Source organism: Leptolyngbya sp. NIES-2104, from assembly GCF_001485215.1.
In the GTDB taxonomy this organism is placed as follows: domain Bacteria; phylum Cyanobacteriota; class Cyanobacteriia; order Leptolyngbyales; family Leptolyngbyaceae; genus Leptolyngbya.
Genome location: NZ_BBWW01000002.1, coordinates 40,797 through 59,266, shown reverse-complemented (window position 1 = coordinate 59,266; position 18,470 = coordinate 40,797). Strand labels below are relative to the sequence as shown.

21 protein-coding genes are annotated in these 18,470 nt (G+C 47.6%); 4 read left to right on the top strand and 17 right to left on the bottom strand.

What is annotated here, in order from left to right:
* Positions 1-94: 94 nt before the first annotated feature.
* A complete protein-coding gene (locus NIES2104_RS27610; protein ID WP_059002146.1) occupies positions 95-604 on the bottom strand; it encodes a DUF1772 domain-containing protein in 510 nt (169 codons plus the stop codon).
* Positions 605-762: 158 nt separating this feature from the next.
* On the opposite strand from NIES2104_RS27610, the gene NIES2104_RS27605 reads away from it, so the two are divergent.
* Positions 763-1,380, top strand: coding sequence for a class I SAM-dependent methyltransferase (locus NIES2104_RS27605; protein ID WP_059002145.1), 618 nt, complete (start codon positions 763-765; stop codon positions 1,378-1,380).
* Positions 1,381-1,394: 14 nt separating this feature from the next.
* Here the strand turns inward: NIES2104_RS27605 and NIES2104_RS32520 are convergent, their stop codons facing one another.
* On the bottom strand, positions 1,395-4,061 hold the full coding sequence (locus tag NIES2104_RS32520; protein WP_192843669.1) for a LuxR C-terminal-related transcriptional regulator: 2,667 nt from the start codon (positions 4,059-4,061) through the stop codon (positions 1,395-1,397).
* A gap of 32 nt (positions 4,062-4,093) precedes the next feature.
* Positions 4,094-4,348 carry a hypothetical protein gene (locus NIES2104_RS32030; RefSeq protein ID WP_156427118.1) on the bottom strand — a complete coding sequence of 85 codons (255 nt, stop codon included), beginning with the start codon at positions 4,346-4,348 and terminating at the stop codon, positions 4,094-4,096.
* A gap of 40 nt (positions 4,349-4,388) precedes the next feature.
* Here NIES2104_RS32030 and NIES2104_RS27595 point away from each other — a divergent pair, with 40 nt between their 5' ends.
* Entirely contained in the window at positions 4,389-4,727 is a 339-nt protein-coding gene (locus NIES2104_RS27595) for a helix-turn-helix transcriptional regulator (protein ID WP_263971065.1), read from the top strand.
* Between the two features lie 4 nt (positions 4,728-4,731).
* A complete protein-coding gene (arsH, locus tag NIES2104_RS27590; protein ID WP_059002143.1) occupies positions 4,732-5,382 on the top strand; it encodes an arsenical resistance protein ArsH in 651 nt (216 codons plus the stop codon).
* Between the two features lie 377 nt (positions 5,383-5,759).
* Here the strand turns inward: arsH and NIES2104_RS27585 are convergent, their stop codons facing one another.
* The 11 genes from NIES2104_RS27585 to NIES2104_RS27535 all read right to left on the bottom strand — a co-directional run bounded on the left by NIES2104_RS27585 (position 5,760) and on the right by NIES2104_RS27535 (position 13,976).
* The gene (locus NIES2104_RS27585; RefSeq protein ID WP_059002142.1) at positions 5,760-6,005 is read right to left on the bottom strand and encodes a hypothetical protein; all 246 of its coding nucleotides are present in this window, start codon (positions 6,003-6,005) and stop codon (positions 5,760-5,762) included.
* A gap of 152 nt (positions 6,006-6,157) precedes the next feature.
* Positions 6,158-6,487, bottom strand: a complete 330-nt coding sequence (locus NIES2104_RS27580; protein ID WP_059002141.1) for a YnfA family protein — start codon at positions 6,485-6,487, stop codon at positions 6,158-6,160.
* A 31-nt stretch (positions 6,488-6,518) separates the two neighbouring features.
* Positions 6,519-6,890, bottom strand: a complete 372-nt coding sequence (locus tag NIES2104_RS27575; protein WP_059002140.1) for a hypothetical protein — start codon at positions 6,888-6,890, stop codon at positions 6,519-6,521.
* The gene (locus tag NIES2104_RS27570) at positions 6,883-7,467 is read right to left on the bottom strand and encodes an FAD/NAD(P)-binding oxidoreductase (RefSeq protein ID WP_059002139.1); all 585 of its coding nucleotides are present in this window, start codon (positions 7,465-7,467) and stop codon (positions 6,883-6,885) included. The genes NIES2104_RS27575 and NIES2104_RS27570 overlap by 8 nt, the downstream gene beginning before the upstream one ends.
* Positions 7,464-7,931 carry a dual specificity protein phosphatase family protein gene (locus NIES2104_RS27565; RefSeq protein ID WP_059002138.1) on the bottom strand — a complete coding sequence of 156 codons (468 nt, stop codon included), beginning with the start codon at positions 7,929-7,931 and terminating at the stop codon, positions 7,464-7,466. Before NIES2104_RS27565 ends, NIES2104_RS27570 begins: the two co-directional genes overlap by 4 nt.
* A gap of 8 nt (positions 7,932-7,939) precedes the next feature.
* Positions 7,940-8,347, bottom strand: coding sequence for an arsenate reductase, glutathione/glutaredoxin type (arsC, locus tag NIES2104_RS27560; protein ID WP_059002137.1), 408 nt, complete (start codon positions 8,345-8,347; stop codon positions 7,940-7,942).
* Positions 8,348-8,367: 20 nt separating this feature from the next.
* A complete protein-coding gene (gene arsB / locus NIES2104_RS27555; RefSeq protein WP_059002136.1) occupies positions 8,368-9,435 on the bottom strand; it encodes an ACR3 family arsenite efflux transporter in 1,068 nt (355 codons plus the stop codon).
* Between the two features lie 164 nt (positions 9,436-9,599).
* The gene (locus NIES2104_RS27550) at positions 9,600-10,220 is read right to left on the bottom strand and encodes a hypothetical protein (RefSeq protein WP_059002135.1); all 621 of its coding nucleotides are present in this window, start codon (positions 10,218-10,220) and stop codon (positions 9,600-9,602) included.
* Between the two features lie 54 nt (positions 10,221-10,274).
* On the bottom strand, positions 10,275-11,384 hold the full coding sequence (locus tag NIES2104_RS27545; RefSeq protein WP_156427117.1) for a PstS family phosphate ABC transporter substrate-binding protein: 1,110 nt from the start codon (positions 11,382-11,384) through the stop codon (positions 10,275-10,277).
* A 115-nt stretch (positions 11,385-11,499) separates the two neighbouring features.
* On the bottom strand, positions 11,500-11,826 hold the full coding sequence (locus NIES2104_RS27540) for a helix-turn-helix transcriptional regulator (RefSeq protein WP_059002134.1): 327 nt from the start codon (positions 11,824-11,826) through the stop codon (positions 11,500-11,502).
* Between the two features lie 230 nt (positions 11,827-12,056).
* A complete protein-coding gene (locus tag NIES2104_RS27535; RefSeq protein WP_059002133.1) occupies positions 12,057-13,976 on the bottom strand; it encodes a heavy metal translocating P-type ATPase in 1,920 nt (639 codons plus the stop codon).
* An 84-nt stretch (positions 13,977-14,060) separates the two neighbouring features.
* On the opposite strand from NIES2104_RS27535, the gene NIES2104_RS27530 reads away from it, so the two are divergent.
* Positions 14,061-15,161 carry a precorrin-8X methylmutase gene (locus NIES2104_RS27530; RefSeq protein WP_059002132.1) on the top strand — a complete coding sequence of 367 codons (1,101 nt, stop codon included), beginning with the start codon at positions 14,061-14,063 and terminating at the stop codon, positions 15,159-15,161.
* A gap of 8 nt (positions 15,162-15,169) precedes the next feature.
* Here the strand turns inward: NIES2104_RS27530 and NIES2104_RS27525 are convergent, their stop codons facing one another.
* Genes NIES2104_RS27525 through NIES2104_RS27515 form a run of 3 tightly spaced genes read right to left on the bottom strand, consistent with a single transcriptional unit; the run spans position 15,170 to position 18,468 of the window.
* On the bottom strand, positions 15,170-15,583 hold the full coding sequence (locus NIES2104_RS27525) for a heavy metal-responsive transcriptional regulator (protein WP_059002131.1): 414 nt from the start codon (positions 15,581-15,583) through the stop codon (positions 15,170-15,172).
* A 2-nt stretch (positions 15,584-15,585) separates the two neighbouring features.
* On the bottom strand, positions 15,586-16,152 hold the full coding sequence (locus tag NIES2104_RS27520) for a cupredoxin domain-containing protein (RefSeq protein ID WP_192843668.1): 567 nt from the start codon (positions 16,150-16,152) through the stop codon (positions 15,586-15,588).
* A 9-nt stretch (positions 16,153-16,161) separates the two neighbouring features.
* Complete coding sequence (locus tag NIES2104_RS27515) at positions 16,162-18,468, bottom strand: heavy metal translocating P-type ATPase (protein ID WP_072218257.1); 2,307 nt, start codon at positions 18,466-18,468, stop codon at positions 16,162-16,164.
* Positions 18,469-18,470: the final 2 nt, after the last annotated feature.

Here is an 18,470-nt window from a genome sequence, read left to right as displayed (position 1 = left end):
TCATTTCACGATCGCGCTATCTTGGCGATTGATCACTGTTCAGAAGGATAGTAGGAAGCATCGTGATCGTTCAATGTCAAACCGCTCAGGAATGTTAGCTTTCACTGATGCCGCTTGTTGATAGTTTTTCTCTTCGATCGCTGCTCGTCGTGTCAGCTAGTACAGCAATCATTGAAGCAATGAGTCCGAGAATAAAGAGAGTAGCATGGGCGACGTGACCATATTCCCATTGATCTCGTGCCTCTGTCCAATTCGCAGGTAGCGTTGTCAGTGTCCAAGAATCTATTAAAAGATTCATTGGATTGATCACTTGAAACCAAAGTACAAGACCTGCAACGAAACAGACTGAAGCAACCAGCGACCAAACGAAAGCAGAACGACGTTTGCGGACTAAGAAAAGTAACATGAGTGATGAAGCCAAAGCCCCCACTTCAATCGGTCCTGCTTTCGCCCCAAATCCTCGGTATAAAATTTGCTGCACCGTTAACCAGGTTTCAGCGGGTAAGGTCATTTTGTTGGGAAGTTCTAAAGCATGGCAAAAGGCAATCCCAGCGATTAAGGCAGCACAGATGAGGTTAACAAATCGAACGAGTTTCAAAACCATAATTGTTTCCAGTTCTCTACTTGCAATCTGACGCTTTTAATGAGAGGAGTCACTATCCGAAAGAATAGTTTTCGCTTTGAGCAGCGCTGGATTGAAAAAAGCGATCGCGCTAAACTTAATCAAGCAACGCAAGCGTTGTTCGGCAACCGGAGGAACAGATGAACTTTTACGAAAGAAAGATTCTGCCCTACCTGACTGATTTATCTCTTTCTAATTCCAATATTGCAAAACTGCGTCGAGAAATACTGGCGGGAGTGACCGGAGAGGTTTTAGAAATCGGATTCGGAACGGGCTTGAATTTGCCGTACTACCCGGAACAAATTCACCAGATTGCAACCGTTGATCCGAATCCTGGAAGTTCTGCGATCGCCCAAAAACGCATCGGTGCTTCTCCCATTACGGTGAACCATTGCACCCTCAGCGGCGAAAAGCTGCCGATGTCAAGTTGTTCTTTTGATAGTGTCGTGAGTACTTTCACGCTCTGTAGTATTCCTGATGTGGAACAAGCGCTGGCAGAAATCCACAGAGTCTTAAAGCCAGACGGACGTTTCTTTTTCATTGAGCATGGGTTAAGTCCTGAACCGAATGTTCAGGTTTGGCAAAATCGACTTACACCGATTCAAAAACGAGTGGCGGGGGGTTGCCACTTCAATCGCAACATTCGGCAATTGATCGAAAACCAGTTTGAACAGGTCATGATCGAGGAGTCGTACTTAGAAAATTCACCCAAGGTTCCCGCATACTTGTACAAAGGAATTGCAACCAAAGTTGGTTAATTCGTTGCACTTCGCTATTTCAGAATTCCTAGATCTCTGGCTCTCGCGACCGCTTGAGTTCGATTATTCACATTCAGCTTGCCGTAGAGATTACGATCGTGCCATTTCACCGCCGCTAAACTGAGGTAGAGCCGATCCGCGATCGCTTGATCGGATAACCCTTGCGCGAGATAACTCAAAACTTCAAGTTCACGATCGCTCAGTGGCTCAATCAGCAACTGTTTCTCAGGCTGACCAAAAGCATCGATCAATCGATTCACAAATGCAGCATGAATGTTTTTTGAAGCCGCAGCACGAAGTAAGTTCAGCATCGGTTTACCTTCATCTATAAACAATCGAATATAGTCACCCGTTCGTGGCAGATCGAGCGATCGTTGCAGCGGTTCTAAAGCACGATCGCGATCTCCCCGCGCTTGCCAAACTAAAGCTTGTAGCATCAACACTTCCATCATTCGCGCCGTGCGTCCGTCTGCCTTGGTAAAGTCATACAGGCGAGTGAGTAGTCGCATCGCCAACTCCAATGAATTTCTGCCACAAGCAATGAGTACTCTTGCCAAGGTCAAGTAATCAAGTTCAGAGCCGCAGGGATGCTGATTGGTGAAACTGTAGCGTAATTCATCCTCTACATCCAGACCGCTCGCTTCTGCCCACCGCACTGCATCGTCCAAATTTCCTTGGGCTAAATCTAACCTTGCTTGACAGGCAGACACCGAGAGCATCGTTGCCCATAGCCAAGTTTGACACTGTTTGGCGGCTCGAATCGCGGCTTGTGCTGCCTGTGAATCTCCTTGAGCCTGACGAACTCGTGCTAGCGTGATGTAGCCCATCATAATGCCCGGTTGACGATTTTGAATGCCACGATCGAGACTTTCAACTAAATGCTGTGCGGCGGCTTCTAGTTGGTTTTGTTCTCGCAGCAAATCCGCCAGTGCAACTTGAACGAGCACTCCAGCATAAGTTGCTAACCAGCCTCGATTCTTCGCTAGTTCCAAGCCTTGTTGACACAGTGCGATCGCTTCATCAATGCGCCCGCGTAATGCTAGAAATTGAGCTTGTAGATACAAACCTGCGATCGCGGGATCTGCCAGTCCTCTCGCTTGTCCAATTCTCGCGACTTCAGGCAGCAGTCTTTGAGCTGCAATAAAATTGTCTGCCACGAAGTAAGTCACCCCAAGATTGAGTAAAATCATCGATCTGAGCCAGGAGTCGTCTTGTGGAAGTTGTTGTAAAGCTTGCTCCATGAGTGTTGTTGCTTCAGCAGTCGCCCCCTGATGTCGAGCCTGCATCCCTTTGAAAGCCGTGACCAGTCCTCGCAGCTTTTCTGAGTTTACAAATAACGTATGCTGCTGTTGAAGCAACTGTTCAATGGTTTGAACGGCGAATGCTGCGGCTTGAAATTGCGACGAAGAGTATAATGCCCACGCATTCGCGAGCAGCAACCAAGGACGAGACCAGACCATTTGAGACGGTAATGCTTCTAGAGCCGCTAACACCGCAGGGGGTTCAATTCGGGGATTCGGCAGTTGCGCCTCTTGCTCAATTAAGTCTGTTGTCCAATCAGAATCTTCAGCCATCACACTATGCTGAAGGGCTTCCGTCACCGATTCATTCTGGTAAAACCATCGGGCGGCTCGACGATGATATTCTGTGATTTGATTCGGTTCAGCCCGATCAAGAAAGTGACGCAAAACTTCCTGAAACAAATGATGATATCGATACCAGGTGCGATCGGGGTCGAGTGGCACGATGAACAAATTTCGCCGTTCTAGCTGCTCTAATGTTTCTGCTCCATTCATTGTGGTTTCATCGACAACCGCTTCAGCGAGAGAACCACAGACTCGGTCTAGCACAGAAGTTCGCAAGAGAAACGTTTGTAGATGGGGCGGCTGTTGTTCTAACACTTCCTCAGCAAGATAATCCAAAATGTGGCGCTGAGTTCCTTTCAAGGAGGCAACGAAGGTTTCTGGATTATCGGTGTAGCGTAGTGATAGAGCAGCAAGTTGCAATCCCGCAGCCCATCCTTCTGTTTGTGCCTGAATTGTTGCAGCCTGCGCTTCGGATAAGGGTAGCTTTGTGATGTTCGTGAGCAATGAAACGGCTTCAGTTTGGGTAAAGCTCAAATCTGTCGATCGCAGTTCAAACAGTCGATTGCGTACCCGCAGTCGTGGGAGTGGCAGCGGCGGATCAACCCGACTTGCGATCACGATATGCAGTTGGGGCGGAAGATGATCGATTAGAAAGGCAAGCCCATCATGGATCGAACGATCAGTAATGACGTGATAATCATCCAAAATCAGCATCGCTTCATCCGCTAGCTCGGTCATCTCATTAATCAGCGGAATGAGAAAGGCTTCAAACGAAAGCTTATCAAGCGAATGCAGTAGTGCAAGCGTGCTGGCTCCAAGATTCGGAAACACTTTTTGTAGTGCCGCGATCACATAAGTCCAAAACCGTGTGGAGTCGTTATCACTTCTATCGAGCGATAACCAACTGACTTGCAGGGTTGTTTGCTGTTGCCACTCGCTCAGTAGGGTTGTTTTACCAAAGCCTGCGGGAGCAGAAATTAAAACTAATCTGTGATCGATGCCTTGATTCAACCGCGCAATCAAAGACTCACGCTTCACAAGAAGCGATCTCGTTGGCGGAACATAGAATTTTGTGGCGAGAAGCGGACTAGACATCGGATAAATTGACGCGATTCTCTGACTCAATCCTATATTCTTAATGCGCGATCGGAATTCTCAAAGTAGCTGTAGATGGATGCAAAGAATACATTTGAACGAGTGACGTGCTTGGCTGTCTTGAGAAACACCTGTCGATGAATTGGAACTCTCGGCAATGCTTCATCCAACGCAGCCGCAATTGGGAAATGAAAAGGCGTATTCATTCGCTTATAGCTTTTAGAGCAACAATCTGAGAGCTTGATGAGCGATCGCCCAAACAATTCACTTAAGCAGAATTGAGACATTTGCATATTTTTGCAATTGTGCTATTGTCAAATCATGGAAATGAAAGATGCCATTGACGCGCTCTCAGCTTTAGCGCAAGAGACGCGACTATCGTTGTACCGTCTCCTCGTTCGCACCGGACCAAAAGGGCTACCTGCGGGAGAAATTGCGTCACAGCTAGACGCGAATCCTTCTACAATGTCTCGGCATTTGGCACAGATGGAACGAGCGGGATTAGTTTGCTCTTGGCGAGTGCAGCGACAGGTGTTTTACGCGATCGACTGGAAGGGCACTGAGGCATTGCTGGCATTCTTAACAGAGGACTGTTGTAAAGCAGACCCCGATGTTTGGTGCGAAAAGCAGTCGAACAGTTGCCGCGAAATGATTTCGAGAGGATAGCCGTATGAGTTTTGATCATAAGCCCAGAATTCTATTTCTTTATGGTTCATTGAGAGAGCGATCGTACAGTCGCTTATTGGCAGAAGAAGCGGCACGAATCATCGAAGAAATGGGCGCAGAAGTCAGGTTCTTTCACCCTCGCGATTTACCGCTCCCTAGCAGCGTTCCGGATACGCATCCAAAAGTACAAGAATTACGCGAATTGGTGCAGTGGTCAGAAGGGCAGGTGTGGTCGAGTCCAGAAATGCACGGCAATGTGAGTGGATTACTCAAGATGCAGATTGATTGGGTTCCATTGAGCATTGGGGCAGTTCGACCCACTCAAGGAAAAACCCTAGCGGTAATGCAGGTCTGTGGAGGATCGCAGTCATTCAATGCGGTGAACACACTGCGGGTTCTGGGTCGCTGGATGCGGATGTTCACGATTCCAAATCAGTCTTCAGTTGCCAAGGCGTATCAGGAATTTAATGAAGATGGCACGATGAAGGACTCGGCTTACCGCGATCGCGTTGTCGATGTGATGGAAGAACTCTATAAATTCACGCTATTGTTACGTGACAAGGTAGATCACTTAACTGATCGCTATAGTGAACGCAAAGAAGCAACTGCAAAGCAAGCCGCGAGTATTGTGAGTCAATCGATCGGAGGCGCTTAGTCATCACTCGTCGAAGTGAATGAATTGCATCTCCTTAGCTTAAAAAGCGTTCGGAACTAAAGCCTTGATCTTTCCGCCTCATCATGCCATTTTGAAGCATCTCTAGCAATCTGAGTCGGAGTTTAGTATGTCGGCAAAAGACGCGAAACCAATTATAGGTTTGTGCCCTTGGTGTAGTGCTGAGGTGGTTGCTGTTGGAATTTGCTTAGTGAATGGGCAACCTTTAGACTCTTGCTCTGCTTGGAGGTGTGAGGTTTGTGATACTTATCTTGACTGTTTGGGGTTGCCAATTTTGTTCGATAAGATTGTCTTCGACATTCCAGGCATTCAAAACTGTCGCTTTTCATAGGTGTCGATTGAGTCGATCGCGACAGCCCTTAACGCAAAATCACGAAGCATAGGACTCCAAACACTAAACTACTAGCGCCGCCTGTAATCCACCAGAGCGACTGATATTTCTGCTCTCGATCCCAAGCAGGGGTTCGCCGGGGTTGCTCTCCTTGAGTTTGTAAACGGTCTGCTTCTTCTGACCATAAATAATCGCGATCGAACAACACTTCGTAGGCTTGCCAGAAAGCTGCTAATCCAGCCGCAACAAAGGCGATACCTAATACTATGTTCATGGTAGACGGCTCCAAATTCGACGATACTCCTTAATTGTGCGTCAGGGTTACTGACCGGGTAAAAACTGTAAGATTTTTATTGGAAGCTTGATAGCCAGCCTTGCATCATTAATTGTAATGTTGCAAAGCGTGATTCACGACAGTTGCTCTCGTTACATTCGGTTTCTAGGGGCATACATCACAATTAAAACGCCTAGTAATACGACCCAGCCTCCTAGAATATCAAACTTATCAGGTTTGATCCGATCGACGAACCATCCCCACAGAATAGATAGCACGACGAAAACACCGCCGTAAGCTGCATAAGTGCGTCCAAAGTTAGTCGGTTGCAGTGTTGGAATAACCCCATATAAACCAAGGACAATGAATCCAGCTACAGCGAACCAAACGCTCTTTCCTTCTCGTAACGAGAGCCAAACCAGATAACCGCCGCCAATTTCAAGGAGTCCAGCCAGAACGAAAAACAATATGGATTGGATCATCTATGTACCGCCCTTTGCTTTACTCCCAGAATTATCCCTGATTGAGCCTGCAAGTTGAGCATTCATTGGAGATGTAGGATGAACTGCTACTTGCTTTGTCATCAAACCCAAACATCATTAGCAAGAACTGAGCAGAATCATTCGAGCTAGTGACTTCGAGCCAAAGTGAACCCATTCCCTTTTCTGCAATCAACTGAAACTGGAGAAAAGGACAACACAAACGCTCTTGTGCAATGACACAAGCGATCGTCATTAAGTTCTCGGTTGAGCCATCAAAGCACAAGGAAAATCCATTTGGCATTTGACGCATCTCACGCACTAATTGTCGAAGGGTATTGAGTTCATTCTGGCGCTTACTGAGATCATCTCGGTTCAAGCTACAGGCGATCGGGATTTCAGCCATGTTGTGCCTCCAAACTGGGTATGAGACAGCGGGTGTGAACATCATTCCTAGCACACTCGCTCAAGGTGAAATTTTGAAGTTTAATAGTAGGTCGTCCTGAACAATGACACAAGACGATGACAGCGTGTTGCGGAGCTTGCTCAGTCAAATGCTTTTGCACTGCGAAACTGTCTGTCATCCAGCGCAACGGGTAAACGCCTGGTAAATCTAGCCCTGAGATCGATGGACTCACAGACGTTCCACCCGTGCCGATGATCAGTTTGTCGTAAGGCATCGTTTGGTGCTGTCCGTTTGGTGTTTTGACTGTCACGATTTTTCGAGCCGGATCGATCGCTTCTGCCCAATGATTCATCAATAAGCGAATTCCTCGACGGGCAATGTCCTCGGCTTTGCGATGCGCTAAGTTGTGCCAGTCAGACACTTCGCCGCTCAGATAAAAGGGCAGCCCACAGATGCTGTAGTTGGGAAAGCTGTCGGCAAGCACGATCGTAATTTCAACCGCAGTATCTAGCTCCCTGGATCGTAATGCGGCACTAATTCCGGCATCACTGCCCCCGATAATCAGTAGGTGAGTCATAGCACTTCACCTTTTGCCAACGCTTGGAGGAACGATGTTTGAGTTTCTCGCAGGTCAACATCAGGATTCGCCAGTAGAACCGTCTGAATTGCATCTTCGTAGGACGAACCTTCACTGATCAAGTAAGACGCTAACAGTGTTCCGGTACGCCGCCTGCCACTGGTGCAATGAATCGCAACCGCCTTGCCCAGACGATTCTGTTGAGCGACAAAGTACCGCAATTGCTCGATTTGGTCTCGGCTCGGTGCAGTTCCGCCTGTGATGGGCAACCAAAGATGATGAATCTTTGCCTGCTGATATAAATCCAGATTTGAGGGATCGTCCATCACAGAAATGATCGCTCGAATTCCTGCCGCTTTGAGTTCAGCGATTTCCTCTGGCGCTGGTTTTCGGACTCCGGCAAGTTTACCTGGAATCACCCACCAGAGATTCTCTAAGATCGGCTGTGTTTGATGTTCTGTCATCGATCGCCTCACACCACAGGCGCAGTTTCTAAGGATTCAATCAATCGAGTGACTCGCTCTTTCACCTCGTCTCGCACTCTGGGAAAGATTTCCGGCTGCTCTGCTGGGTCGTCTAACTGCCAGTCTTCAAACACTTCGCGTGTCACCCATTCGGGCGGCAAATTGATTCCACAGCCACATAGAGAAATTACAACATCAAAATCCTCAGGACTGAATTCGCTGAGAGCTTTTGAGGTTTGGCGGCTGATGTCTACCCCTGCGTCTTTCATCGTCGCGATCGCCTCCGGTCTAACTTGACTCGCTTCGAGTCCTGAACTCGTCACCTCAATCTTTCCGGCTCCTAAATGCTTCGCAAAGCCTTCTGCCATCTGAGAACGAGCAGAGTTCTTTTTACAAACAAACATCACACGCTTCATCCTTGATACTCTCCTAAAGATTACAGTCCATTCGATCGAGCGCTTCTAAAGTAGCGACGCTCAAACCAGAATGCTAAATTAACAAGACCAATTAATGCAGGCACTTCGACCAAGGGACCGACTACTGCTGCAAACGCTGCACCAGAATTAATGCCAAAGACCGCAACGGCAACTGCGATCGCTAATTCAAAGTTATTTCCTGCGGCAGTGAAGGCAACGCTAGCAGATTTGGCATAGTCTGCCTTCAGTCGCCATGCCATGTAGAAGCTAACCAAAAACATCACCGCAAAGTAGATGATCAGCGGAATCGCAATCCGCACCACATCCAGCGGAATTTGCACAATCTTTTCGCCCTGCAAGCTGAACATGACAACGATCGTGAACAACAATGCAATCAGCGTAATCGGGCTAATCTTTGGGACAAATTCATCGTGATACCAGCTTCTACTCTTCGCTCTGACGAGGAAAAATCGAGTGAAGTATCCCGCTAGAAACGGAATGCCTAAATAAATGAACACGCTTTGAGCAATCTCAGCAATGCTGATGTTGACGATACTTGACTGTAAGCCAAATAGCGGCGGCAGCACCGTGAGAAAGAACCAAGCAAACGGGCTGTAGAAAATCACCTGAAAGATGCTGTTAAAGGCAACCAGTCCAGCCGTGTACTCGGTATTACCTCGTGCTAGGTCGCTCCACACCACAACCATCGCAATACAACGGGCTAAACCAATTAGGATTAGACCCACCATATATTCGGGGTAGCTTTTCAGGAATGTGATTGCTAGCCCAAACATCAGAACCGGACCAATGACCCAATTGAGCAACAGCGACAATCCGAGGATCTTGCCGTTGCGAAAAACATCGCCTAGCTCTTCGTACCGCACTTTGGCAAGCGGCGGATACATCATCAAAATCAAACCGATCGCGATCGAAATATTTGTAGTTCCGACTTGGAACTGATGTACAAACTGTTCGATGCTGGGAATGAAGTAGCCTAATGCCACCCCGATCGCCATTGCCAAGAAGATCCAGAGCGTGAGAAAGCGATCGAGAAAGGAAAGTCGTTTAATTACGGTGGTTGTCGCCATGAAACCGATCCAAGTAAATCAATGGAGTCGAAAATTCAAACCCCTGTTTAATATATCAATAAAAATTGATATATTCACCGAAGTTAAGAAACTATTCAGAATGAGAGGAAACTTATAACTCGAAAGAACTTGATGCGAGTGCTTCAAGAGTGACTCAAGCTGAGTTAATCGTGAAAGCCTTGCGTTGCAGCAGGCAGATTGAGAAAGGCATCTGCGCTCGTTGGCGAAAGCGAGGTGACTGAGTGAGACTTTAACACCGTTTCAGAGCGGCTTACAGGTTGAGCTTCTACAATCTGCCAGGTCACATCATTTTGATCATCCACCTGAACTAAAATGATGTTTTCTTGATGTTGATTCATCATCTGGCAGATGAATCGATCGCCCACTTCATTTAAGCGATATTGTCCTCCACAGTGAATCACGGGTCGCGTCTTCGTCTGCTTAAAAATTTCATCCTGGAATTGATGCTCTAGTTCACTTAGATTAAGCACCTGCTTGGATGTTGGAATCTCCCAGTGATACCCGCCATTCGCATCACGTTGAACAATAATGGAAACCTGAGTCGAGGAATTCAGTTCTCCTTGACATTCAAATGTAGATGTTGCGAGGGGAATGAGAATTGGACAATTTACAACTCGAAAGGCGAATCCGTGCTGTTGCTTGAGCCAAGTCTCGATCAAGGCTGCGACTTGATGAACTTTCCATTGGCGATGCAGCCACATCAATGGAATCAAGAGCAGTACCACAATTGAAATGTCTGCAATCCGTCTTGGTGGTTTAAGCATGGGAACGCCTTCTTAGTGAATCTTAGCGTCTAAAAAGCTTGATATACAGCAATTTCAGAAGACAGCTTGCTTACGCAGCAATTCACTGATCGTTAAATCCGGTTGCGGCTTACCTTCAAACACAGTGCCAACTTTACCTCTATAGAAGTGAAGCTCACTGAGACGATAGCCTTCATCGGGAAGTGGAATGAAGTTCACGCTTTCAACAAGTTTCTTGGCATTCTGGATATAGAAAAGGACAAAGGCTTGAAGTTCAGGCTTGCGTTGAGACGAGGTGGCATTCACATAGATAAATAACGGACGCGAAAACGGTCGGTAGGTTGTGTTTTCCACGGTTGCTCGTGAAGGCGCGATCGCTCCTGCGCCTTTACCGTAATCGACGGCTAAGGCTTTGAGCTTGTCTTGGTGGTCTTCGTAGTAGCCTAAGCCAAAATAACCCAGCGCGTTTGGGTCTTGGCTCACACCTGCCACTAGCTGATTGTCGTCTTCACTCGCAGTGTAGTCGGTTCGGCTCTCTTTCGGTTTACCATTGGTGACTTCGTTGAAATAATCGAATGTTCCAGAGTCTTTGCCTGCTCCATAAAGTTTGAGCGGACGATCCGGGTAAGAAGCACGAATCTGTTTCCAGTTTGTGATTTTTCCTTGGGCTGAGGGTTCCCAGGCTTTTTTCAATTCCTCGATCGTAATGTCCTTCGCCCAAGTATTTTGTGGGTTGATTGCGATCGTCAATGCATCATACGCAACGGGTAGCTCGATATAGCGCACCCCGTTTTTCCCACACACCTCCATTTCTTCTTTCAAAATCGGACGCGAAGCATCGTTGATATCAGTTTCTCCCGCACAAAACTTTCTAAATCCCCCAGTTGTCCCAGAGAATTTAACGTCAATCTGTGGTGCTTTATCGCCCTGAGTTTGCTTGAATGCTTTCGCGATCGCGTCACTAATCGGAAAGACTGTACTAGAGCCATCGATTTGAATCCCAGTACCCGCAGGCACGACTGGGTTCGCCACTTCTTGTGAGGTTGCGGCTGGTTGCAATGAATTCGGTTGCGTTGCTTGATTCTGAGTGGTACAGCCGACAAATCCAAATGCTGCTGCGAAACTGAGACCGATCAGTGCCTTGGCTTGCAGCGTTTTAGCCTGAGTCAGTAAGTTGGAAGTCATGGTGAATCTCACATGAGGTTTAGTGAGTACTACACCTATCATTTCAAATAAAATTGATTTACTCAAGCATTTCAGGTAACTTTCTCGTTAATTTATATAAAGAAAACTTGATGGATTACTCCTCTTTGCACAATCGAGGCGGCAAAATAGAACTAAAGCGGCGAAACTCGGCAAGATACTGTTCTAAGACGACAAACTGTGGCAGATTGAGGCTGTAGTATATCCATCGCCCTTCTTGTCGCGCTTTTAGAAGCTGCGCCTCTTTTAGCGCTTTCAGATGAAACGACAACTTAGACTGGCTCACATCGAGAGCTTCGCACAAATCACACACGCAAAGTTCTTGATGACGCAGTAACTCTAGGACTTTAATTCGTAAAGGGTCAGACAGGGCATGAAAACCTGAAACAACTAAATCTGATCTGACTTCAATAGCTTTAGGCATCAATTTTTCTTTGAATGATATGGTGGTGAGTTCACCACCAGTTTAATCGGTAATGCCAGTGAATGCGAATACGGCAGCAATAATTCATTAAATCTTTTTGATATAATATTAGCTGTCAACCAGTACTATTGGTACGCAGTCAAAAAGCGTTGTCTTGATCGCACTCTGAGAATTAAGAAGGCTTACATCGAGTTGAAAATAATGACTTGAGATCGAGACGACTGCGATCGCTAATTTCTCAGCAGTCTCAATCCACTCAGCGTCACTAACACCGTCGATCCCTCATGCCCAACAACGCCTAAAGGCAAAGTGATATGGCTGACAAAATTCGCCACCAATAACAGCACAATAAAACTCAGTGCAAACACAATGTTTTGTTTCACAATGCGCTGAGCGCGACGACCGAGACGAATTGCACCGATCAAGCGTTCTAGCCGATCTGCCATCAAGACAATATCTGCGGTTTCTAGTGCTACATCACTGCCTGCTGCTCCCATTGCAATGCCAATCGAGGCTTGAGCGAGAGCAGGCGCATCATTAATCCCATCTCCAACCATTGCCACCGTGCCATACTGTCGTTGCAATAATCGAATCACATCGACTTTGTTCTCAGGCAGCAGTTCGGAATAGACCTGATCAATTCCGAGTTCATCGGCAATACTGCGGGCAGTACGATCGTTGTCTCCGCTCAACATCACAATTTCTCGAATTCCAAGCTGTCTGAGTCGAGCGATCGTACTTTGAGCTTCAGAACGAATTTGATCCGCGATCGCAATCACGCCCAGCGGTTTTCCCGCATAAGCAACCCATATCACCGTTTTTCCAGATGATTCTAACTGCTGCACGAATGTGGTCAAAGCGTCTGACCAACCGATGGACTGTTCCCTGACAAAAGCTGCCTTGCCTACGATTGCCAATTGTTGATCAATTTCTCCGGTAATTCCCCATCCCGTATGAGCCTGAACATTCGTTGCTCGCTGCCAGTCAATCTGCTGTTTCTGGGCGAATCGAACGACGGCTTCTCCGATCGGGTGTTCGGATAGACTTTCTAAAGCGGCTGCGACTTTGAGCAATTGCGTTTTATCCTGATCAACCGCCATGATTTGAACGACTTGGGGCTTTCCCGTGGTGAGTGTCCCGGTTTTGTCAAACGCGATCGCGCTTACTCGTCCAATCAGTTCTAGTTGAGCGCCGTTTTTGAATAAAATTCCCTGCCGTGCCCCATTCGCAATTCCAGAAAGCAATGTCGGCATTGTAGCTGCCATTAATGCACAGGGAGAGGCAACCACAAGAAAAATCAGTGCGCGATAGATCGTGGTTTCCCAACTCCAACCCCAGAGGAACGGTGGAAGCAATGCAAATAGAATTCCGAGGATGACGATCGCTTTAGCGTATCCCCGCTCAAATCGTTCGATGAATTGCTGAGACGGTGGCGTTTCGGTTTGTGCTTGCTCAACGAGGCGGATCACGCGCTGAATCAAGCTACTTTCCGGCGGTTGGTGCAGTTTGAGCCGTAATGCACCACTCCCATTAATGGTTCCAGCAAAGACTTCATCGCCGATCGTCTTCTCCACAGGCATCGATTCCCCAGTAATCGGAGCTTGATTCAGAGCGCTGAATCCTTCTACGATCAAGCCATCTGTGGGAACGAGTTCGCCCGGTTTCACAATGATCTCACTGCCGATTTGGAGATTCGCGATCGCAATTTCCTCTTCTCGTCCATTGCGCCAAACTCGTGCCGTGTCTGTCGTCAAATTCATTAACCCTCGGATGCTTCGTTCAGTACGCTGCATCGCATAACCTTCTAATGCACCACTAATCGAGAAGATCAGAATCAGAACCGCACCATCGACAATAAAAGAATATTCTCTGCGCCACAATCCCAATGCTGCTGCTCCTAACGCTGCCACAATCATCAGCAGATCAACATCAAGTTCTTTTTCTTCAAATAGAGTTGTGAGACCTTCACGAGCGCTTTCATAGCCACCAATCACATAAGCCGCAGGCAAGATCAGCAGTGCAAGACCGAGCCATCCCGACTGTAGGGTAAGCCAGCCTAGTAGAACTAAAACGCCACAGAGTAAAGCTGCAACGGCATCAGGATGCTGTTTAAGTAGGGTTGGAACGCGAGGAGAAGTGATAGAAAACATCCGTGTTAGTAGAGACAAACCACATCCTCACTCTAAACCTTAACATTAGTGTCAATGTCAAGGTTTTCGCCTAAAATCAAAAGCATGAAGATACAGAATCTGACCATCAAGGAATTAACTGAGGCAGTCGGGGGCGGTATTACTCCTCGAATGGTGCGGCACTACCATACCGTAGGTCTGCTGCCTCAACCCTCACGCTCCGCTAGCAACTACCGCCTCTACAATCAGCGAGACGTTCAGCAACTCAAACAAATTGTGGCACTCAAACAGCAAGGGTTCCAGCTTGCTCACATTCAGCAACTCACTCAGAACGAATCCGCGACTGAACCGACCCTAATCCTGCAATTACAGCAGCAGTATCAAACGATCGTTCAGCAGTTAGCTCGATTGCGCCAAACCGCTGCGGCATTAGAAGGCGTATTGGGGCGAGATCAAGACTGTCAGATGATTCAGGCTGAGGCGCTGGCTCAATTAAGACGATTAGAAGCTGAGGGCGGATTCGGAGAACTGGAAAAGCTTTGGCATCACCTCGACGTGGAAACAACGTCCCATCCCGAAGTCTTTCAAGAATCTCTACAACGATTGTTGCCGGATCTATCTGACCGCTCAGAGATTGAGGTTGATCTGCTGTCTAAGCTCGTGCTGGCATGTGGGGATGTGAGTTTGATTCAGTTTGTGCGTCGGAGTCGAGATGCGATCGCTGCGGCTCGTGATGCCCTCAAAGCGAACTGTACGATCGTCGGGGATATTCTGCCCGTCGTTTCTGCGCTGGATCAAACTCGTCTCGCGCACTTGGATTGTCCGGTTGAGACGTTGATTGCTGATTTACATATCAATAGCGCGGTAGAGGCAGAGCAAGCCTTCTGGGACAATGAACATTGGAAAGAGCGCCTACAGCACCTTCCCAAAGGCTGTATCTTAGTGATTGGTTACGCACCTTCGGTATTGATGTCGATTTGCGAGTTGATTGAACAGGAACAAATTCAGCCTGCGCTGGTGATTGGAATGCCGATCGGGTTCAGTCATGCGCCTGCTGCTAAGCGACGACTGATGAAAACAGACATTCCTTACATCACGATCGAAGGAACCTTGGGCGGTGGATTACTAGCCGCAGTCTCGTTGAATGCCCTGGTCGAATCGCTGATTGAGAAGCCAGACTGTCATTGCTACTTATCCTCGCTGTAAAGCCAGAATTAGATCGATTCAAGGATGGGACAAATCATTGTTTCAGTCACAATTGGTTGAGCCGTCGGATCGCTTAATAGCTCTGTGAGTTCAAGCTTCAATCGTTGCAGTTCTAAAATTTGTCGATCGATATCACTCAGCTTTTCCTGAAGGGTCTGTCTAACATGAACACAGGGGAGATCGCCTGTCTCGCGAACCTCTAAAAAGGCTTTGATCTCGGACAAACTTAATCCAAGACTTTGAGCGCGTTTGATGAAATGTAATCGAGAGAGTGTATCCGAGCGAAACAATCGATAGCCTCCTTCAGTTCGTCCGATTGTCTTCAGAAGTCCAAGTTCTTCATAGTATCGAATGGTTTTTACCGGAAGCCCGCTTTCCTTTGAAATCACGCCAATCAGTTTCGGCTCATCTTGAACAACCATGATTAACTCCGCTGAGAAACTAAAGTTTGAGTTGATTCGACAGGTTGGGAATCACCCTGGACTTCGATCGTGCCACGAAACATATTCATCCCGCAGGTGAACTCATATTCTCCGGGTTCCGTTGGCGTAAACTCGATCGCCGTCACTTGATTGAGCGGTAAATCTTTGGCAATGTGAAAATCAGGCATTCGCACCGCTTCGAGACAGCTAGAGGGATCACGTCGATCGAAGCTCAATCGCACAGGTTGCCCGACCGCAACCACGACTCGATTCGGCTCGTAGCCACCATCAACCGTAATCGTCGCCTGTTGAATTCCCTGATTAGTGTCTGCTTTACGGGACTTAGATTTACTAAACAAAAACCACCAAAGCTCTACCCCAATTAATCCGATCCCTCCAGCCGTGACAGCACCCTTCAACCACAGCGGTTGATCAATGCGGCGAAAGCTAGTTGTCGGTTCAGACGGTTGCATTTGATCGTGAGGTGTTTGTGCCATTGCTGCGCTAGAAACACCCAGTAACAATCCAAATCCCGCTAGACTTCCAATCATCCAATGTTTTCGGATCATGATGCCTCCTTATGCCGTTGCTTTCGGTTTGAAATTTCGCAGCCGCAGTGCATTAGTCAGCACAGAAACTGAACTGAGCGCCATTGCACCTCCTGCAATGATGGGATTGAGGAGCCAACCAAAGACGGGGAAGAGAATGCCTGCGGCGATCGGAATTCCCACCGTGTTGTAGATAAAGGCAAAGAACAAATTTTGCCGAATGTTGCGAATGGTGGCGCGACTCAGTTGAATTGCAGTCACAATGCTTTGCAAATCACCAGAGATTAAAGTGATGTCACTCGCTGCGATCGCAACATCGGTTCCAGTCCCGATCGCAATACCGACATCCGCTTGCGCCAATGCAGGCGCGTCATTAATCCCATCGCCGACCATTGCTACGATTTTCGATTTTGCGTGTCGGCGTGACTTTGTTCGAGTCGTGGATGTTTTGCCAATCTGACCGCTCTGAATGGCTGAGATCGTCGCTGCTTTTTGCTCAGGTCTGACTTCAGCAATCACGGTTTGAATCCCGACTTGTTGCGCGATCGCGTTTGCGGTCTGCTGGTTGTCTCCGGTCAGCATCACCACTTCAAGTCCCAATCGTTGCAGAGCGCGAACGGCTTGGGCTGAAGACGGTTTCAGCGCGTCAGAAATGCCCATTAAACCTTGTAGTTGATGATCGATCGCAATCAGAATCACCGTTTTTCCCAGTGCCTCTAATCGGTTTTTCTCAGATTCGATCTCAGCAGTATCAATTCTAAGTTCGTTTAACCATCGCTGCGTACCGATCTGAACCAGATGATTAGAAACCATTCCTTCAACGCCACTCCCTGCAACAGCTTCAAAGTTCTGAACATCACTTAAAATTACTTCCTGAGCTTGGGCATACCGCACGACCGCTTCAGCTAATGGATGCTCAGAAATGCGCTCGATCGATGCCGCTAACCGCAATAACTTCAGTTCATTCTCAGAACCCACTGTGCTAATAAAATCGGTCACGGTAGGTTTGCCTTCGGTGAGGGTTCCAGTTTTGTCGAGTACGATCGTTTCGATCTGATGCGCTAACTCTAAGCTTTCGGCTCCTTTGATTAGAATGCCATTCTCTGCACCTTTGCCAGTTCCAACCATGACCGAGGTTGGAGTCGCAAGTCCAAGCGCACAAGGACAAGCAATGATGAGAACGCCAACGGTTGTGATTAGAGCTAAAGTCACATTTCCCATGACATTAAACCAGATGAGAAAAGTGAGAATTGCGATCGCAATCACCACCGGAACAAACCATCCAGTGACTTGATCCGCTAATCGCTGAATCGGTGCTTTTGATCCTTGAGCTTGCTGTACCAATTGAACAATCTGAGCCAGAACCGTGTCTTTCCCGACTCGTGTGGCTCGAAATCGAAAGCTTCCTGTTTTATTGATCGTGGCTCCAATTACCTCATCACCGAGTTGCTTTTTCGTCGGGACGCTTTCACCCGTCACCATCGATTCATCAATCTGCGAACTGCCTTGAACGATCTCACCATCTACCGGAATTTTTTCCCCCGGACGCACGATCACAATGTCACCAATACGGACATCCTGAATCGGAACTTCAAGTTCCTGCCCGTTGCGAACAATACGGGCATCTCGCGCTTGCAATCCAATCAGTTTCCGAATCGCCTCAGAAGTTTGTCCCCGCGCCCGCATTTCGAGTAATCGACCTAGCAAAATCAGCGTAATGATCACATTTGCGGCTTCATAGTAAACATCTGGGTTGAGTCCTTGCGACAGAAAGAAGCTTGGAATCAGCGTTGCGACAAGTGAGTATAGATAAGCGGCTCCCGTCCCAAGCGCCACTAACGTATCCATCGTTGCGGTGTGTCGCTTGAGAGCTTTCCAAGCATTAATGAAGAATTCTCGACCTGCCCAGAACATGATCGGAGTGGAAAGAATCAATTGAAACCAAGCATTGTGCAGCCATGTAGGAATGAATAGAATCGGAAATCCAAGCATCATTGGTAATGAGCCAAATACTAGAATCGCGCTAATCACCCCTGCAACGATGACTTTGGTTCTAAGATGCCTAAACTCTCGCAATCGGGCTGTTTTCTCGGCATCGGATTCATCGGTGATGAATTCTTGGTCTTGCAGCGAGTAAGAACCGTATCCCGCCTCGACGATCGCGCTTTGAATCTGCTCTAAATTCGTGCGATCGGGATCGAATTGTATCGATGCTTGTTCGGCTCCGAAGTTGACGCTAACCTCTGCTACACCCGGAACCAAACGAATCGCATCTTCAACGCTGCGGGCACACGAAGCGCAACTCATCCCCTGCAATTTCAGCGTGTTTGTTTCCATGA

Bases quoted from the DNA above. Each gene is read 5' to 3' on its own strand.
- NIES2104_RS27575 (WP_059002140.1), bottom strand. From the start codon at position 6,890: ATGGCTGAAATCCCGATCGCCTGTAGCTTGAACCGAGATGATCTCAGT.
- NIES2104_RS27525 (WP_059002131.1), bottom strand. From the start codon at position 15,583: ATGGTTGTTCAAGATGAGCCGAAACTGATTGGCGTGATTTCAAAGGAA.
- arsC (WP_059002137.1), bottom strand. From the start codon at position 8,347: ATGAAGCGTGTGATGTTTGTTTGTAAAAAGAACTCTGCTCGTTCTCAG.
- NIES2104_RS27545 (WP_156427117.1), bottom strand. From the start codon at position 11,384: ATGACTTCCAACTTACTGACTCAGGCTAAAACGCTGCAAGCCAAGGCA.
- NIES2104_RS27520 (WP_192843668.1), bottom strand. From the start codon at position 16,152: ATGATCCGAAAACATTGGATGATTGGAAGTCTAGCGGGATTTGGATTG.
- NIES2104_RS27565 (WP_059002138.1), bottom strand. From the start codon at position 7,931: ATGACAGAACATCAAACACAGCCGATCTTAGAGAATCTCTGGTGGGTG.
- NIES2104_RS32030 (WP_156427118.1), bottom strand. From the start codon at position 4,348: ATGTCTCAATTCTGCTTAAGTGAATTGTTTGGGCGATCGCTCATCAAG.
- NIES2104_RS27535 (WP_059002133.1), bottom strand. From the start codon at position 13,976: ATGTTTTCTATCACTTCTCCTCGCGTTCCAACCCTACTTAAACAGCAT.
- arsB (WP_059002136.1), bottom strand. From the start codon at position 9,435: ATGGCGACAACCACCGTAATTAAACGACTTTCCTTTCTCGATCGCTTT.
- NIES2104_RS27595 (WP_263971065.1), top strand. From the start codon at position 4,389: ATGAAAGATGCCATTGACGCGCTCTCAGCTTTAGCGCAAGAGACGCGA.
- NIES2104_RS27570 (WP_059002139.1), bottom strand. From the start codon at position 7,467: ATGACTCACCTACTGATTATCGGGGGCAGTGATGCCGGAATTAGTGCC.
- NIES2104_RS27540 (WP_059002134.1), bottom strand. From the start codon at position 11,826: ATGCCTAAAGCTATTGAAGTCAGATCAGATTTAGTTGTTTCAGGTTTT.
- NIES2104_RS27550 (WP_059002135.1), bottom strand. From the start codon at position 10,220: ATGCTTAAACCACCAAGACGGATTGCAGACATTTCAATTGTGGTACTG.
- NIES2104_RS32520 (WP_192843669.1), bottom strand. From the start codon at position 4,061: ATGTCTAGTCCGCTTCTCGCCACAAAATTCTATGTTCCGCCAACGAGA.
- NIES2104_RS27610 (WP_059002146.1), bottom strand. From the start codon at position 604: ATGGTTTTGAAACTCGTTCGATTTGTTAACCTCATCTGTGCTGCCTTA.
- NIES2104_RS27605 (WP_059002145.1), top strand. From the start codon at position 763: ATGAACTTTTACGAAAGAAAGATTCTGCCCTACCTGACTGATTTATCT.
- NIES2104_RS27530 (WP_059002132.1), top strand. From the start codon at position 14,061: ATGAAGATACAGAATCTGACCATCAAGGAATTAACTGAGGCAGTCGGG.
- NIES2104_RS27580 (WP_059002141.1), bottom strand. From the start codon at position 6,487: ATGATCCAATCCATATTGTTTTTCGTTCTGGCTGGACTCCTTGAAATT.
- NIES2104_RS27585 (WP_059002142.1), bottom strand. From the start codon at position 6,005: ATGAACATAGTATTAGGTATCGCCTTTGTTGCGGCTGGATTAGCAGCT.
- arsH (WP_059002143.1), top strand. From the start codon at position 4,732: ATGAGTTTTGATCATAAGCCCAGAATTCTATTTCTTTATGGTTCATTG.
- NIES2104_RS27515 (WP_072218257.1), bottom strand. From the start codon at position 18,468: ATGGAAACAAACACGCTGAAATTGCAGGGGATGAGTTGCGCTTCGTGT.